Raw genomic sequence first — 15,146 nt, 5'->3', positions numbered from 1 at the left:
CGTCTGGTCTTAGCTGAAGATCAGCAGAACCGCGATCACGAAGGCCAGCAGGCCGAGAAGTTCGGCAGCCGCGAAGCCGATGAACAGACGGCCCTGCTGGCTGTCGGCAGCACCGGGGTTGCGCAGCGCGCCTTCGAGGAACGAGGCAAAGACGTTGCCCACGCCGAGCGCGGCAAGGCCGGCGCCGATCGCCGCGAGACCGGCACCGAGAAGAGCTGCTGCAGTAGCGTCCATGATATTAAACTCCGTTGAAATTCCGAGTGTTGTCGAGGGTAGTGAAGAGTGCCTGTCAAAGGCCCTCAGTGAAGGTTTTCCGCGTCGTTGATGTAGAGCGAGGTCAGAAGCGCGAAGACATAGGCCTGGATGCCGGCGACGAGGATTTCGAGCGCGCTGATCGCGACCATCAGCACGAAGCTCGGCACGCCGACCAGCACGCCAAGCCCGAGGCCCGCGCCGCCGCCGGCGATCACGAAGCTCGCCAGCACCTTGAGGAGCACGTGCCCGGCCATCATCGCCACGAACAGTCGCAGCGCCAGGCTGAAGGGGCGGACCATGAAGGAGACGAGCTCGATGAGGCTGATCGGCGCGGCCAGGAACCACGGGGTGTTCGCAGGCCAGAACAGCGAGAAGAAGTGCGGGCCATGCTTCCAGAAGCCGACGATCAGGACGATCGAAAAGCTCATGATCGCCAGCACGCCGGTGGCGGTGAAGTGGCTGGTGAAGGTGAAGGCGTGAAGGCCCGGGATTAGCCCCACCGGCACGAGGCCCAGCAGGTTGCCGAACAGGATGAACATGAACAGCGTGAAGATGTAGGGCACATACTTGCGCCCGGCCTTGCCGACATTGGCTTCGAGCAGGTCGTCGATGAAGCCGGTCATGGTCTCGACCGCCATCTGCCAGCGGCCCGGGACGAGCTGGCGCTTCATGCCGCCCGCGACGAACACCCAGACCAGGACGGCGGTGATCGCCATCCACAGCGCGGAATTGGTGAACGCGATGCTGATCCCGTCGCCCAGCTGCCAATCGGACCCCAGCAGGGGTTCGATGGTGAACTGCTTCATCGGATCGACCTTGCCTTCTTCGGCTGCCACGATCGAAAGATCCCCAAATGGTTACATCAAGCGCGCCCCAGGGCGGGGCCTCTCGCCGGGAGTTGCGGGGGCCTAGCCCTCGCGGTTCCGGTCTTCGGCCTCGTCTGCGGGGCGCGTATTCGCGCTCAAAATAATGCTTCTGAAAGCCGATGCCGTTCCGAGGAACAGCCCGCCTAACAGGCCCCAGGGCGCGATATCCAGCAATGCGTCGATCGCAAAGCCGATCACCAGGCCGCCGATAATCCCGCCCAGGAGGCTGGCCAGAGCGCGGTTGCCGCTGCGGTAATTCGCATCGACACCCTTCACCTGTGGCCGGTTGCGCTGCTCTTCGCGCTCGCGTGCGGCCTTGAGCCGCGCTTCGAGCGCGTCGATCCGCGCATCCTCGTGAATGGGTTCTCGGGCGGGTTTCTCGTCGCTCATGCCATCGCCTCTAAACGCAAGGCCAAGCCACATGCAACAAGGTGCCCGCCGAGGGCGCCGCCCCCTTAGAAGGGGGGCACATATGTGTCAACATCGGCAGGGGAGAGATTTGTGCAGGTGCGAAGCTGTTCGCATGCCCGCCTGTGCTAGTCCCTGATTTCCGCAGCGCCTGCGCGCTGCAGAATCCTCGCTCATGCGGCAGTTGCTTGTTTTGCGTCCGCGCCTGCGCGCGGACATCCTCGGCGCTGCCCCTCCGCTTTGCTCCGGGCACCTGCGGGCGGCCGGTCGGCCTTGCGGCCCGTCCGCTGGCGGGCCGGCCGACGGCAACCCTCAAGGTTGGGAAATTGTATCGGTCGCTTAGCGACCGCGAGCGCACGGCGAGAGCCGCAGGCGCCCCGGAGCGAAGCGGAGGGATTAGCGCCGAGGACGCAGCCGCGCAGGCGGCTGCGCAGTCAAATCACGGACAACGCGCGTCCCGGATCGGCGGGGCGCTGGTGCGGGTTTGCCAGCTGCCGTCAGGGGCGCGGTATTTCTCGCCCGGGACAGTCCGCGCGATCGCCTGACAGCCTGCGGTCAGCGCATAGGCTTCAAGCGTCGCGCTGTTTTCCTTCGCCTTTTCGGCATAGACCGCGCGGCGCTTGATGTTGATGTCGTCAACCAGACGCTGCAACGCCGGATCGCTCGCGCCGACGATGCCGAGATAGCCGTCGGGCTGTTCGCCCACCTTGCCGTCGGCACGGGCAGCGGCATAGGCGGGATCGCGCTGCTGGGCGAGCGCGGGCACGGCTGCCGCGCCGGCAAGGGCAAGAGCGGTCAGTCCGGCAACAAGGGTCTTGCGCATCATCTCTTCTCCAATTCGCGGTCACGCCCCGCCTCAAGCAGCGAAGCGTTAGGGGTCAGGGAAATCTAGAAGATATCCCCGTTCTCCTCGATCGTGTTGGCCGCGTCCTCGGCGAGCCGGTAGATCACTTCCTGCCGGATGTTGATGTTGAGCTCGATCACGATCGGCTCGTCGGGCGCGGCGATGTTGATGCATCCGCCAAGCCCCGCCGAAAGCATCGCCGCCCCGGCCATCATCGCCCGGCGCCTTGCCTGTGCTGTCCGCCCCATCGGCGCTGCCCCCTTGCCCGTTGTCCGCGGGGATGTGGCAGCGCGCGCCGGAGCGGTCAATTCGTCATGCGTCATGGCTGGTCTTCGCTTTCGGGAGGTTGAACGGGTTGTTTGGCTGGCGGACGGATTGGCACGAGCCGCCCGCTGTCCTGCCGGAACAGGCCGAGATCCTCGGGCCTGCGCACGTAGTTCGCGTCCCAGAACGAGCGGACCATGGTGGCAAGGTCGTAGAAATTCTCCGACCGGACATTGACCTTGAAGAGGATCGGCAGCTTCGCGAGGCGGCGGGTCACGAAGTTGCGGCTGGCGCCCGCGCCCTGGCGCACCCCGTCGAATTCGAAGCTGGTGACGATCTCCCCGTCGAGCTGCCCGCCGAGGCCAACGCGCATCTGGCGATAGTCGAGCGAGCGCAGCGCCGCGAAGGCGTAATTGCCCATCGTGCCCAGGTCCTCGTAGCTCAGTTCGCCGATATAGGCGATGTTGCCCCCGCCTTGGCGCGCGACAAGAACGCCGTTGTCGATCCGCCCGCGGCCGGTCTTGTCGAAGACGATCGGCACGGTGCCGTCGAAGATGCCGGTGGCGGTGAGGTTCGAAAGCTCCATCTGCGTCACGAACTTGGCGGCATCGAGCCCGGCGATCTCGAAGACGTAGCGGCGTTCCTCGGGCTGGCTGAAGTCCATCACCAGCGGGCGCATGGCAAGCGTGCCGCCCATGAAGGGAAAGCGCGCGTCCTCGAGGGAAAGGAGGGTGCCGTCCTTGACCTCGAACTGCACCGTGCCCGCCAGCACCTCGACCCCCGGGTTGATCGCGGCGATGGCGACGCGCTGGTCGGGGGCGGTGGTGAGGTTCAGGAGGTCGGTGAACACCACCTCGCCCTGCAATCCGCGCACCGGGCCGAAGGCGGCGGCAAAATCGAGGCCGGCGGTGCCGAAGGTGCCGCTGCTGGTGAGCTTGTCGCCCTGCCAGTCGATCCGCCCGGTGCCGGTCACGGTGCCATCGGCAAAGGCGACGACACCCTTGGCGAGCCAGGAGAGGTCCTCGGGCTGGAAGCCCTTGTCGAAGACCAGCGCGGGAACGGCGAGGCGGGCGCTGCCGGCGGCGGTGTCGAGATCGTGGGCGATCGCCACGGTGGCGACGGCGCGGCCCGATTCGCGGTGGACGAGCCGCGCGTCGGCGGTGATGCGGTTATCGGCGAGCCGCAGCGTCGCGCCGCTGGCCACCAGCGCAGTGAAGCGCGGTTCGGGATTGGCTTGGCCGGTGCGGTCGGAGAGCGTGAAGCTCGCGCCGGCAAGGCCCAGCGCGCCATCGGCGTAGGACCAGCTCCCGGCGATGGCACCGAGATCGAAGGGCACTGCGGCAAGCCTTGCCGAGCCCCCGGCAAAATCGCCCGCAATCGCCGCGCCGAAGCGGCCCGTCAGGCTGGCAGCGGCTAGGCGCACCTCGCTGTCGCCCGTGCCGATCCGCGCCGCCAGACCCTCGACCGCGAAAGGCTGCGGATAGCGCAGGCTGACGCCCGCCGCCTCGAAGCTCGCCGGATTTTCGCCGAGCGTGCCCGCCAGCTTGAGCGGCCCGGTGCGCGCCGCAAGCCGCAGGTCGCCGCCATAGGCGAGGATCGGGGCGCGTCCCTCGGGACACAGCGTGATCTGCTCGCCCGCCAGCGTCAGGCCCGACAGCGCGAGCTTGCCAAAGCGCAGCGGCGTGCACGCCGTGCCCAGCGCCAGCCCCGCGCCTTGCGACCACGTGCCCTCGATCGGCACGGTGAGGTCATTGACCCCGCCGCCGGGCAGATCGCCGCTCGCCTTGACCAGCCCCTCGAAGGAAAGCGCACCTCCCGAGCCGCTGCGCAAGGTGAGGCGCGGGATGGCGAGGCGGTTGGCCCCTGCGGCGTAATCGGCCATGGCAAGGCGCGCGCTCCAGCCCCCGCCTTGCTCCTGCGCGATCCGCCCGTTGACGGAAGGCAGGCCCTCGCCGCCCGCGAGAAGATTGCCGGAAAGCCCGCTCACCCCCGCCGGGCCGAGGCTTGCCCCGAGCCGCGAGAGGGCCAGCACCCGGGTGCCGCGCGCGCTGGCAAGGCTGGCCTCGGGGATCACCAGCGAGGCGGCGGCACCCTTGTGGCGGACAATCGCATCGCTGCGGAAGCTCGCCCCCTCGAGCGCCTTGCCAAGGCCGGTGCGCGCGCGCGCCACCAGCGGGGCGATCAGCGTGCCGGCCGCGCCGCGTTCGATGGCGGCGAGGCTGGCGGCAAGATCGCTGGCCGGCGCAAGGCCCGCGCCGCGCAAGCTGCCCTCCCACTGGCCGCTCGACCCGTCGGCAGCGCCGCGCCAGTCGCCTGTCGCTCCGAGCCGCGCAAGGCGCCCCTGCGGCGCAGCAAGGCCGGTCAGCGCCAGATCATGCCCGAACGCGAGGCGGCCCTCAGACCAGCCCAGTTCGGCGCTGCCGCCAAACCCCGCGGCGGTCACGCCGCCGGCCGCGATCCCCCCGCCCTCGATCCGCAGATCGGCGCGCGCGGCGGCAAAACCGGGAGCAAGGCTCGCCGTGGTGCCGATATCGGCCCGCGCCAGACGCGCGCCGCCGCAGGCGAGCTCCGCAACCCGCAGCGGTCCGGCAAAGGCAGGCGCGCCGCCTGACGTGGTGAGGCTGCCGTAAAGCGTCACGCTCCCGGCGCGGCAGCCCGCGGTGCCGAGGCCCGGCGCGGTCGCGGCGAGCACGCCGGCAAACCCGTCGTCGAGCCGGCCCTTGCCCTCGAGCTTGAACCCGGCACGGCCATAGTCGCTCTCGATGAGCCCGCGCGCGTCGGTCAGCACCACGTCGATCGCGGGCAGCGCGGGGGGCTCGGCCGAACCGGTGAAGACCAGCGGATCGAGCTTGCCGAGGCTCAGCCTGCCGCCCTTGTATGTCGCAAACACCCGCGCGCCTGCCAGCGACACGCGCCGCACCTCGGGCCCCTGCCAGCCCGCGCCAAGCTCGATCACCATGCGCCGCACCGTCAGGTCGGGCCGCGCGGGATCGCCGATCACGAGGTTCTCGATCACCTGGTATTGCGGGGTCAGGCTGACGATGTCGTAGGTCGCAGGCACGCCGCGCTGGCCGAGATAATCGTCGATCAGGTCCTGCGCGATTCGCTCGCGCGAGAGCCATGCGGCCGATCCCGCCACCAGCGCCGCTGCGGCAACGCCGAGCCCGGTCGCGGTGCGCCAGCGGCGCGGGCGCGAAGGCCCGCTCAAGCCGTCCTGCGGCCCCTCCACCATGTCAGCCTCAGCCTGCCGCATCGTCTCCAACTCTTGCGCGTATCCCCTTCCAAAGGCAATGAGACACGCAGAAGCAAACGCTTTTCCGGGGGGCCGCATTGCCGGAAGCTGAAGACAGTTTCGATTTCCTCGACGGCGCGGTGCCCGATTGGGACGCGGGCAAGGCCGCGGGCGACGGACACCGCGCAAGGCTGCGCACCCGGCTGCTGACCGGCGGGGCCGAGGCGCTCGCCGATTACGAGGTGCTCGAATACCTCCTCTATGCCGCGATCCCGCGCGGCAACACCAAACCGATGGCCAAGGCCCTGCTCGCCCAGTTCGGCAGCCTTGCAGGGGTGATGAACGCCGATCCCAAGGCCTTGCAGCGGGTCAAGGGGATCGGCGAGAACTCGGCCGCAGCCTTGAAGGCGGTCGCCACGGCGGCGCGGCGCATGGCGCGCGGCGAGATCATGGGCAAGCCGGTGCTGTCGAGCTGGCAGGCGCTGATCGACTATCTCACCACCGACATGGCGCATCTCACCATCGAGCGCGTGCGGGTGCTCTATCTCGACACCAAGAACCGCCTGATGGAGGACCACCATGTGGGCGACGGCTCGATCGACGAGGCCGCGATCCACCCGCGCGAGGTGATCCGCCGGGCGATGGACGTGGGCGCCTCCGCGATGATCCTCGTCCACAACCACCCCTCCGGCTCGCCCGAGCCCTCCCGCGCCGACATCCAGATCACCCAGCGCCTGGCCGAGGCCGGGCGGCACATGAGGGTCACGGTCCACGATCACGTCATCATCGGGCGCGAGGGGCATGTCAGCCTCAGGGCGAAGGGCCTGATCTGAGATGACCGCGCCCGCGCCGCCGGGGCCGCCCGCAGGCGGCCACCGGCCCGAGATCGACGGGCTGCGCGCACTCGCCATCGTCCCCGTGGTGGTGCACCACGCCGCGCCCGCGCTGCTGCCCGGCGGCTTTGCCGGGGTCGATATCTTCTTCGTCATCAGCGGCTATCTGATCACCGCGATCATCCTGAGGGAACTGGCCGAGGGGCGCTTCACCCTCCTCGCCTTCTGGGAGCGGCGCGCGCGGCGGATCGTCCCGGCGCTGGCGGCGATGCTGATCGCAACCCTCGCGGCCGCATGGGCGGTGATGACGCCCGAGGATTTCGCGCGCTTCGCCAAGGCGCTGGTCGCCGCCTCGGTGTTCGCTTCCAACGTCCACTTTGCGGGCGGCACCGGCTATTTCGACGGGGTGGAGGGCGCGCTGCCGCTGCTCCACACCTGGACGCTGGGGGTGGAGGAGCAATTCTACCTGCTCTTCCCGCTGATGGTGCTGGCCGCGTGGCGCTGGCGGCGGGCCGCGGTGCTGCCGATGATCGCGACCGCGGGGCTGGCGAGCCTGGCGCTGGCGCTGTTGCTGGCGGTGTGGCTCGCCCCGCGCATGCCGCTTGCCGCCTTCTATCTGCTGCCGACACGGATGTGGGAGCTGATGCTGGGCGCGCTATGCGCCGCCCTGCCCCGCGCTCCGCGTGCCAATGGCCGGCTGGCGGCGGGAGGCGTCGCGCTGGTCGCGACGGGCTTTGCGGTGATCGGCCCGGCCACCCCCGCGCCGGGGCCTGCGTTTCTCCTCCCGACACTGGGCACCGCGCTGGTGCTGCTGTTCGCTTGCGGCGAGACGCGCACCGGCCGGGCGCTGGCATGGCCGCCGCTGGCGGGGCTGGGGCTGATCTCCTTCGGTCTCTATCTGTGGCACCAGCCGGTCCTGGCGCTGGCGGGCTATGTCCACTTCGGCCCGCTGCCGCCGCTGGTGCTGGTCGCGGCGATCGCGCTCGCGCTCGCGCTGGCGGCGGCATCGTGGCGGTGGATCGAGCAGCCCGTCCGGCACCGCCGCATGCTCGAGCGCCCGGCGCTGCTGGCAGGCGTGTGTGCCGCTGCGCTGGCGGTGCCGCTGGCGGCAGGCGCGCTCGGCTTTGCGCGGGTGCTGCTGCCTGCCTCTGCCGCCGAGGCGCAGCTGCTCGGCGCGCTGCGGCCCGCGGGCGCGGACAACACCGTGATCGTGCCCGCTTCCGGTAGGCCCGCCTTCGTGCTCTACGGCGACAGCCATTCCGGGCAGTATCTCGCAGCCGCCGAGGCGCGCCTGGGCACCGGCGCGCTGCTCAGCGAGGCGGGCTGCCTTGCCGCAGACGGCATCACCAACTGGCACCCTGCGACCGCCAAGGGGCGGACGTGCACGGCGCAGGTCCGCAAGCTGATCGAACTGATCCGCGAGCGCCGGATATCGACGCTCATCTGGGCCCAGCGCTGGGACCGCGACCTGCTCGATGCGGCGAGCGGGGCGGCGCTTGGCGCAAGCTCGGGCAGCGGCGAGGCGGCGCTGCGCGCGGGACTGCTGCGGACCATCGACCGCCTGCCGCCGGGCACGCGGGTGATCCTGATCGGCAACGCCCCCACCTCGGCGGCCGGGGGCGCGGCGGTGGCGCAAGGCTGGCTGCGCTGCCGTGCGTGGCGCAATACCGCTTGCCCGGAAAGCTACCCCGCAACCCTTGCCGAAGGGCGCAAGGTCAGCGCCATGCTGCGCGCACTTGCCGCAAGCGATCCGCGCATCACCTATGTCGATGCCGCCGCCCCGCTATGCCCGGACGGGCGCTGCCTGCTGATGCAGGAGGGCAGGCTCAACCACTGGGACGCGAACCATCTCGCCTCCCACGCCGCCGCGCGGGTCATCGCCGCGATCCCTCGCGCGCCGATCTTGCCTTGACCGGTCCCCTTCCCTAGGCGCCGCGGCGAGTGACAATCCCTCTCGTCCGGAGTCGAACATGGTCCCCCGCTACGCCCGCCCTGCCATGACCGCCCTGTGGGAGCCGGAGGCGAAGTACCGCATCTGGTTCGAGATCGAGGCCCACGCGACGCAGAAGCTCGCGGACCTTGGCGTGGTGCCGCAATCCGCGGCCAAGGCGCTGTGGGACTGGTGGGCGACGTCCCCTGCGATCGACGTCGAGGCGATCGACGCGATCGAGGCGGTGACCAAGCATGACGTGATCGCCTTTCTCGACTGGGTGGCGCGGGAAGTGGGCGAGGAAGCGCGCTTCATGCACCAGGGGATGACCTCCTCGGACGTGCTCGACACCACCTTGTCGGTGCAGCTGGCGCGGGCGAGCGATATCCTGCTCGCCGATCTCGACGCGCTGCTGGCCGCGATCAGGACGCGTGCCGAGGAGCACAAATACACTCCCACCATCGGCCGCAGCCACGGCATCCATGCCGAGCCGGTGACCTTCGGCCTCAAGCTTGCCGAGGCCTATGCCGAGTTCAGCCGCTGCCGCGCCCGGCTGGTGGCAGCCCGCGCGGAAATCGCCACCTGCGCCATCTCGGGCGCGGTCGGCACTTTTGCGAACGTCGATCCGCAGGTCGAAGCCTATGTGGCCGAACGGCTGGGCCTCGCAATCGAGCCCGTCTCCACCCAGGTCATCCCGCGTGATCGGCACGCGATGTATTTCGCCACCCTCGGCGTGATCGCGAGCAGCATCGAACGCCTCGCCACCGAAATCCGCCACTTGCAGCGCACCGAGGTGCTCGAGGCCGAGGAATATTTCTCCCCCGGCCAGAAGGGTTCGAGCGCTATGCCGCACAAGCGCAATCCGGTGCTGACCGAGAACCTCACCGGCCTTGCGCGCGTGGTGCGCAGCGCCGTCACCCCCGCGCTCGAAAACGTCGCCCTGTGGCACGAGCGCGACATCTCGCACTCGTCGGTCGAGCGCTACATCGGGCCCGATGCCACGATCACGCTCGATTTCGCCCTCGCGCGGCTGACCGGCGTGGTCGAGAAGCTGCTGGTCTACCCTGCGCGCATGGAGAAGAACATGAACCGCATGGGCGGGCTCATCCATTCGCAGCGGGTGCTGCTGGCGCTCACGCAGGCCGGGCTGACCCGCGACGAGAGCTACCGGCTGGTGCAGCGCAACGCCATGAAGGTGTGGGAATCCGACGGCGCGCTTTCGCTGCTCGATCTGCTCCAGGCCGACCCTGAGGTGACCGCCGCCCTCACCCCCGAGCAGCTCGCGGAGAAATTCGATCTGGCCTACCACTTCAAGCATGTCGACACGATCTTCGCGCGGGTGTTCGGGTGAGCCCGGCGATGCTGGACTTGCGGGCCGAATGGCCTAGTCTTCCCCCGACAAGGGACGCAGGGGAGAGCCACGCCTCGTGAAAACGCTTCGCACCATCATCTGGGTTCTGGCCGCGCTCGGCTTTCTGGTCTTTGCCATCTACAACTGGCAGCCGGTCGAACTGCGGCTGTGGCAGAACCTCGTGCTCGAAACCAAGGTGCCGGTGCTGGCGCTGCTGGCCTTCACCGCCGGCTTCCTGCCGATGTGGGCGGTGCACCGCAGCATGATCTGGAGCCTGAACCGCCGCATCCGCATGCTGGAGAACTCGCTCAAGAACACCGCGATGACGCAGCGCGCGGACATTGCCGCTGCGGCTGACAGCCCTGTGGACAAGTCCGGCAAAGACGGGGGAGAAGGGCCCGACGCCTTCGACATTACGGACGCAGACGCCGGTTCGGCAGGCGATGGCGGGAGCGGCGGCGAATGAGCAATCCCATCTATCTGGCGCTGGACGTGCCGCAGCTCGAACCGGCACGCGCGCTGGTCGAGAAGGTCAAGGCGCATGTCGGCGGGGTCAAATTGGGCCTCGAATTCTTCTGCGCCCACGGCGCGCACGGGGTCCACGAGATCGCCCATTGCGGGCTGCCGATCTTCCTCGACCTCAAGTTCCACGACATCCCCAACACCGTCGCCGCCGCGATGCAGGCGATCCACGTCTACGAGCCCGCGATCGTCACGGTCCATGCGAGCGGCGGGCGCGCGATGATGGAGGATGCCAAGGCGGCCGCCGCCAACGGCACCAAGGTGGTCGCGGTGACGATGCTCACCAGCCTCGATGCGAACGACCTCACCGCCACCGGCGTCTATGGCAGCGCCGAGACGCAGGTGATGCGCCTCGCCGAGCTGGCCCATGCGGCGGGATTGGACGGGATCGTGTGCTCGGGGCAGGAGGTCGGCATGGTCAGGAAGGCATGGAAGGACGGCTTCTTCGTCGTCCCCGGCCTGCGCCCTGCGGGGGGCGGCACCGGCGACCAGAAGCGCGTCGTCACGCCCAGAGCGGCGCGCGACAATGGCGCGAGCGTGCTGGTCATCGGCCGCCCGATCAGCCGCGCCGAGGACCCTGCGGCTGCCGCGCGGGCGATCGAGGCGACGCTTTGAAAGAGGGCCGGTCAATGCAGAATCGCGCGAAATTCCTCCTGCTTGGCGCCGCTTTCGCGGGTCTCGGACATGCCGCGTCAATGGCGGCGCAAGTGAACGAGGTTGCCGTGCTCCCGGCCGCAGAGGACGCCCGGATCGCGGATCTCGCCCGCGACTTTTTCGCTGGCATGGCGAAGAATGGCATCGAGGCTGCGATGCGCGCCAAATTTGCCGGCAGCGACGAAGTGGTGTCGGCCGCGAACCTCGAAAACTACCGCCTGATCGATGCGCAATGTGGCCGCCTGTCGGACGTGGAACTGATCGAGCGCAAGGATTTCGGCTCCCGGGCGGCCCGGCGCAGCTATGTGTCGTCGCACGGCACGTGCCTGCTCAAATGGGATTTCACTTTCCAGCGCACCGAGAAGACGTGGTCATTCGTCGGCTTCTCATTCAAAACGCTGGACGGCAACAACTGGTAGGCCTGTGGCAGACCGCGCCACTCCCAACCTGCCCGCGCGCGATTTTGCCGCGACGGCAGGGTTCTACGCCACGCTCGGGTTCGAGGAGGACTACCGCTCGGACGGGTGGATGATCCTCTCGCGCGGTTCGGCGAGGCTGGAATTCTTCCCCTACCCCGATCTCGATCCCTACCAGTCGTCCTTCAGCTGCTGCCTGAGGCTCGATGATCTGGGCGCGATGATGGCGCTGGTCGAGGCCAGCGGCGTGCCCGATGCGCGCACCGGCATCCCGCGCTATCATCCGCCCGCGCCCGATCCGAGCGGCCTCACCATCGCCTACCTGATCGACCCTGACGGAACGCTGCTGCGCCTGATCCAGAACGACTGACCATGCCCGACACGCTCGCCATCGCCGCCGCCACGCCCGCCGACGCGCCTGCCCTCAAGGATCTGCTCGAAGCCGCCTATCGCGGCGATTCGGCGCGGGCCGGGTGGAACCACGAGGCCGACATCCTCGACGACGAACGCATCGCGCCGGGCGAGCTGGAGGCGATGCTTGGCGATCCGGCGGTGACGATCCTCGCCGCGCGCGATGCCGGGGCGCTGGTCGGCTGCGTTGCCGTCACCCGCAAGGACGCGAGCCTTGCCTATCTCGGGATGCTGTGCGTGCTGCCCACGCTGCAATCCTCCGGGTTTGGCCGAAAGCTGCTCGATGCGGCCGAGGACCACGCCCGCGCCATCGGCATCGCGCGCATGGAGATGACGGTGATCGACAGCCGGACGAGCCTCATCGCCTGGTACGAAAGGCGCGGCTATAGCGTCACCGGCGAGACCCGCCCCTTTCCCGTGCCGCGCGATCCGCCGGTCACCTTCGTGGTGCTGGAAAAGCCGCTTCTCCCCGCGTAAGGCCCGCCGCATGGCTGGCACACTCGTGAAAATCTGCGGGCTCTCGACCCCCGAAACCCTCGCCTCCGCAGTGGGCGCGGGGGCGAGCCATGTCGGCTTTGTCCATTTTCCCAAAAGCCCGCGCCATCTTGCGCTGGCCGATGCGGCGATGCTGCGGCGGCAGGTTCCCGGCCACGTCAAGGCAGTGCTGCTGCTGGTGAATGCGGACACGGCCCTGCTGGCCGAAGCGGTGCGCACCGTCGCGCCCGATGTCGTCCAGTTCCACGGGGCCGAACCGCCCGAGACCCTCGCCCGCTTCCGCGCCGAGACGGGGCGCGAGGCTTGGCGCGCGCTGGCGGTCCGCGATGCCGAAAGCCTCGCGCAGGTCGCCGCTTTCCGCGGTGCGGCGGACCGCGTGTTGCTCGATGCCCCCGCCACCGCGCTCCCCGGCGGCAATGGCACCGCCTTTGACTGGAGCCTGCTGGCGGGCTGGCAAGCGCCGCTCGCCTGGGGCCTTGCGGGCGGGCTCACCCCCGCCAATGTCGGCGAGGCCATCCGCCTGACGGGCGCGCCGCTGGTCGACACCTCCTCCGGGGTCGAGCGCGGCCCGGGCATCAAGGACGTGGACAAGATCGCCGCCTTCTGCAAAGCCGCGCGGCTATGAACACGCCCCTCAACTCCTTCCGCAATCTTCCCGACGAACGCGGCCATTTCGGCCAGTTCGGCGGGCGCTATGTCGCCGAGACGCTGATGCCGCTGGTGCTCGATCTCGAGCGCGAATACAGGAAGGCGCAGCAAGACCCGGCGTTTCAGGCCGAGTTCGACGACCTGCTCGAACACTATGTCGGCCGCCCCAGCCCGCTCTATTTCGCGCCGCGCCTCACCGAAGAACTCCGTTTGTTGGCGGCTTCCCAAGGGAAGCCTGAGTGCGGCGCACAGGTGTGGTTCAAGCGCGACGAATTGAACCACACCGGCGCGCACAAGATCAACAACTGCATCGGCCAGATCCTGCTCGCGATCCGCATGGGCAAGACCCGCATCATCGCCGAGACTGGCGCAGGGCAACACGGGGTGGCGACCGCAACCGTCTGCGCGCGCTTCGGCCTGCCTTGCGTGATCTACATGGGCGCCGAGGACGTGAAGCGCCAGTCGCCCAACGTCTTCCGCATGAAGCTCTTGGGCGCCGAGGTGATCCCCGTCACCAGCGGCGGGGCGACCTTGAAGGACGCGATGAACGAAGGCCTGCGCGACTGGGTCGCCAACGTGCACGACACCTTCTACATCATCGGCACCGCGGCCGGCCCCCACCCCTATCCCGAGATGGTGCGCAACTTCCAGAGCGTGATCGGCAAGGAAGCCCGCGCCCAGATGCTCAGCCGCACCGGACGCCTCCCCGACCTGCTGGTCGCGGCGATCGGCGGCGGATCGAACGCGCTGGGGCTGTTCCATCCCTTCCTCGATGATCCTTCGGTGAAGATGCTCGGCGTCGAAGCGGCGGGCCACGGGCTCGATGGCGACGAGCACGCCGCAAGCCTGCTCGGCGGATCGCCCGGCGTGCTCCACGGCAACCGCACCTATCTGTTGCAGGACGAAGACGGCCAGATCACCGAGGGTCACTCGATCAGCGCCGGGCTCGATTACCCCGGCATCGGGCCGGAGCACGCGTGGCTGAAGGAGAGCGGCCGCGTCGATTACACCGCCGTCACCGACGAGGAGGCGCTGGATGCGTTCCAGCTGCTGTGTGCGACCGAGGGGATCATCCCCGCATTGGAACCCTCGCACGCCATCGCGGCGGTGAAGAAGGTCGCCCCTACGATGCCCAAGGACAGCATCATCCTCGTCAACCTGTGCGGGCGCGGCGACAAGGACATCTTCACCGTGGCCGAGAGGCTGGGGGTGGAGCTGTGAGCCGCTTCGCTTCGGCTTTTGGCAAGCCCGCTCCCGCGCTCGTCTGCTTCATCACTGCGGGCGATGGCGACACCGCGGCCAATCTCGATGCGCTGGTGGAAGCCGGGGCGGATGTGATCGAGCTGGGCATGCCCTTCACCGATCCGATGGCCGATGGCCCCGCGATCCAGAGCGCCAATCTGCGCTCGCTGGGCGCGGGGACGACCACGGCGGACGTGCTGCGCTACGCCGCCGATTTCCGCGCCCGGCACCCGCAGGTGCCGCTGGTGCTGATGGGCTATGCCAACCCGATGGTGCGGCGCGGCCCCGAGTGGTTCGCCGAGGCGGCGGCGGCGGCAGGCGTTGACGGCGTCATCTGCGTCGACATTCCGCCTGAAGAAGACGACGCGCTCGGCCCGGCCCTGCGCGCGCATGGCATCGCCCCGATCCGCCTTGCCACCCCCACCACCGATGCGGCGCGCCTGCCGCAGGTGCTCGAAGGGAGCGAGGGCTTCCTCTACTACGTGTCGGTCGCCGGGATCACCGGCAAGCAGCAGGCGCAGATCGCCAGCATCGAAGCCAATGTGGCGCGCATCAAGCAATCCACCGGCATTCCGGTCGCGGTCGGCTTCGGGGTGAGGACACCCGAACAGGCGGCCGAAATCGCGAAAGTTGCCGACGGCGTGGTGGTAGGCTCCGCGCTGGTCGAGATCTGCGGCCAGCATGGCGCCGAGGCTCCGCAGCACCTCAAGGCCCTCACCGCTGCGCTTGCCGAGGCGGTGCATTCGGCCCGCTGAGGGAACTGCAAAGCCATCCT

Annotated in this window: 17 protein-coding genes; 11 read left to right on the top strand and 6 right to left on the bottom strand. The window is 69.0% G+C overall.

Annotated elements, in window-relative coordinates; translation table 11 throughout:
* Positions 1 to 9: 9 nt before the first annotated feature.
* The 6 genes from D620_RS0108425 to D620_RS0108400 form a co-directional block, all read right to left on the bottom strand.
* On the bottom strand, positions 10 to 234 hold the full coding sequence (locus tag D620_RS0108425; RefSeq protein ID WP_017665361.1) for a F0F1 ATP synthase subunit C: 225 nt from the start codon (positions 232 to 234) through the stop codon (positions 10 to 12).
* Positions 235 to 299: 65 nt separating this feature from the next.
* Positions 300 to 1,061 (bottom strand): F0F1 ATP synthase subunit A, encoded by a 762-nt coding sequence (locus D620_RS0108420; protein WP_033376522.1) that lies wholly within the window; start codon positions 1,059 to 1,061, stop codon positions 300 to 302.
* A gap of 102 nt (positions 1,062 to 1,163) precedes the next feature.
* Positions 1,164 to 1,511: an AtpZ/AtpI family protein gene (locus D620_RS0108415; RefSeq protein ID WP_017665359.1), complete on the bottom strand. Its 348-nt coding sequence runs from the start codon at positions 1,509 to 1,511 to the stop codon at positions 1,164 to 1,166.
* 457 nt (positions 1,512 to 1,968) lie between these two features.
* A complete protein-coding gene (locus D620_RS0108410; protein ID WP_017665358.1) occupies positions 1,969 to 2,355 on the bottom strand; it encodes a YdbL family protein in 387 nt (128 codons plus the stop codon).
* Between the two features lie 62 nt (positions 2,356 to 2,417).
* Complete coding sequence (locus D620_RS16000; protein ID WP_233992030.1) at positions 2,418 to 2,621, bottom strand: YnbE family lipoprotein; 204 nt, start codon at positions 2,619 to 2,621, stop codon at positions 2,418 to 2,420.
* Between the two features lie 71 nt (positions 2,622 to 2,692).
* Positions 2,693 to 5,890: an intermembrane phospholipid transport protein YdbH family protein gene (locus tag D620_RS0108400; RefSeq protein ID WP_017665356.1), complete on the bottom strand. Its 3,198-nt coding sequence runs from the start codon at positions 5,888 to 5,890 to the stop codon at positions 2,693 to 2,695.
* Positions 5,891 to 5,967: 77 nt separating this feature from the next.
* Between D620_RS0108400 and radC the strand changes: the two genes are divergently transcribed.
* From radC to trpA, 11 genes are all read left to right on the top strand, one after another.
* Positions 5,968 to 6,702, top strand: a complete 735-nt coding sequence (radC, locus tag D620_RS0108395; protein WP_017665355.1) for a RadC family protein — start codon at positions 5,968 to 5,970, stop codon at positions 6,700 to 6,702.
* 1 nt (position 6,703) lies between these two features.
* The gene (locus tag D620_RS15775) at positions 6,704 to 8,614 is read left to right on the top strand and encodes an acyltransferase family protein (protein ID WP_017665354.1); all 1,911 of its coding nucleotides are present in this window, start codon (positions 6,704 to 6,706) and stop codon (positions 8,612 to 8,614) included.
* A gap of 58 nt (positions 8,615 to 8,672) precedes the next feature.
* Positions 8,673 to 9,983: an adenylosuccinate lyase gene (gene purB / locus D620_RS0108385; RefSeq protein WP_017665353.1), complete on the top strand. Its 1,311-nt coding sequence runs from the start codon at positions 8,673 to 8,675 to the stop codon at positions 9,981 to 9,983.
* A 76-nt stretch (positions 9,984 to 10,059) separates the two neighbouring features.
* Complete coding sequence (locus tag D620_RS14965; RefSeq protein ID WP_017665352.1) at positions 10,060 to 10,449, top strand: hypothetical protein; 390 nt, start codon at positions 10,060 to 10,062, stop codon at positions 10,447 to 10,449.
* Complete coding sequence (pyrF, locus tag D620_RS0108375) at positions 10,446 to 11,120, top strand: orotidine-5'-phosphate decarboxylase (RefSeq protein WP_017665351.1); 675 nt, start codon at positions 10,446 to 10,448, stop codon at positions 11,118 to 11,120. Before D620_RS14965 ends, pyrF begins: the two co-directional genes overlap by 4 nt.
* Before the next feature lie 14 nt (positions 11,121 to 11,134).
* A complete protein-coding gene (locus D620_RS0108370) occupies positions 11,135 to 11,578 on the top strand; it encodes a hypothetical protein (protein ID WP_033376514.1) in 444 nt (147 codons plus the stop codon).
* A 4-nt stretch (positions 11,579 to 11,582) separates the two neighbouring features.
* Entirely contained in the window at positions 11,583 to 11,945 is a 363-nt protein-coding gene (locus D620_RS0108365; RefSeq protein ID WP_017665349.1) for a bleomycin resistance protein, read from the top strand.
* Positions 11,946 to 11,947: 2 nt separating this feature from the next.
* Positions 11,948 to 12,463 (top strand): GNAT family N-acetyltransferase, encoded by a 516-nt coding sequence (locus tag D620_RS0108360; protein ID WP_017665348.1) that lies wholly within the window; start codon positions 11,948 to 11,950, stop codon positions 12,461 to 12,463.
* A gap of 10 nt (positions 12,464 to 12,473) precedes the next feature.
* Entirely contained in the window at positions 12,474 to 13,106 is a 633-nt protein-coding gene (locus tag D620_RS0108355; protein ID WP_017665347.1) for a phosphoribosylanthranilate isomerase, read from the top strand.
* Positions 13,103 to 14,350, top strand: coding sequence for a tryptophan synthase subunit beta (gene trpB / locus D620_RS0108350; RefSeq protein ID WP_017665346.1), 1,248 nt, complete (start codon positions 13,103 to 13,105; stop codon positions 14,348 to 14,350). The genes D620_RS0108355 and trpB overlap by 4 nt, the downstream gene beginning before the upstream one ends.
* A complete protein-coding gene (gene trpA / locus D620_RS0108345; RefSeq protein WP_017665345.1) occupies positions 14,347 to 15,126 on the top strand; it encodes a tryptophan synthase subunit alpha in 780 nt (259 codons plus the stop codon). The genes trpB and trpA overlap by 4 nt, the downstream gene beginning before the upstream one ends.
* The last annotated feature ends 20 nt before the right edge of the window (positions 15,127 to 15,146 follow it).

It is taken from the genome of Porphyrobacter sp. AAP82, assembly GCF_000331285.1.
In the GTDB taxonomy this organism is placed as follows: Bacteria; Pseudomonadota; Alphaproteobacteria; order Sphingomonadales; family Sphingomonadaceae; genus Erythrobacter.
The sequence above is the reverse complement of the archived record's forward strand: the minus strand, read 5'-3'. Positions and strand labels throughout refer to the sequence as shown.

Bases quoted from the DNA above. Each gene is read 5' to 3' on its own strand.
- D620_RS0108425 (WP_017665361.1), bottom strand. From the start codon at position 234: ATGGACGCTACTGCAGCAGCTCTTCTCGGTGCCGGTCTCGCGGCGATC.
- D620_RS0108420 (WP_033376522.1), bottom strand. From the start codon at position 1,061: ATGAAGCAGTTCACCATCGAACCCCTGCTGGGGTCCGATTGGCAGCTG.
- D620_RS0108415 (WP_017665359.1), bottom strand. From the start codon at position 1,511: ATGAGCGACGAGAAACCCGCCCGAGAACCCATTCACGAGGATGCGCGG.
- D620_RS0108410 (WP_017665358.1), bottom strand. From the start codon at position 2,355: ATGATGCGCAAGACCCTTGTTGCCGGACTGACCGCTCTTGCCCTTGCC.
- D620_RS16000 (WP_233992030.1), bottom strand. From the start codon at position 2,621: ATGGGGCGGACAGCACAGGCAAGGCGCCGGGCGATGATGGCCGGGGCG.
- D620_RS0108400 (WP_017665356.1), bottom strand. From the start codon at position 5,890: ATGCGGCAGGCTGAGGCTGACATGGTGGAGGGGCCGCAGGACGGCTTG.
- D620_RS15775 (WP_017665354.1), top strand. From the start codon at position 6,704: ATGACCGCGCCCGCGCCGCCGGGGCCGCCCGCAGGCGGCCACCGGCCC.
- purB (WP_017665353.1), top strand. From the start codon at position 8,673: ATGGTCCCCCGCTACGCCCGCCCTGCCATGACCGCCCTGTGGGAGCCG.
- pyrF (WP_017665351.1), top strand. From the start codon at position 10,446: ATGAGCAATCCCATCTATCTGGCGCTGGACGTGCCGCAGCTCGAACCG.
- D620_RS0108370 (WP_033376514.1), top strand. From the start codon at position 11,135: ATGCAGAATCGCGCGAAATTCCTCCTGCTTGGCGCCGCTTTCGCGGGT.
- D620_RS0108360 (WP_017665348.1), top strand. From the start codon at position 11,948: ATGCCCGACACGCTCGCCATCGCCGCCGCCACGCCCGCCGACGCGCCT.
- D620_RS0108355 (WP_017665347.1), top strand. From the start codon at position 12,474: ATGGCTGGCACACTCGTGAAAATCTGCGGGCTCTCGACCCCCGAAACC.
- trpB (WP_017665346.1), top strand. From the start codon at position 13,103: ATGAACACGCCCCTCAACTCCTTCCGCAATCTTCCCGACGAACGCGGC.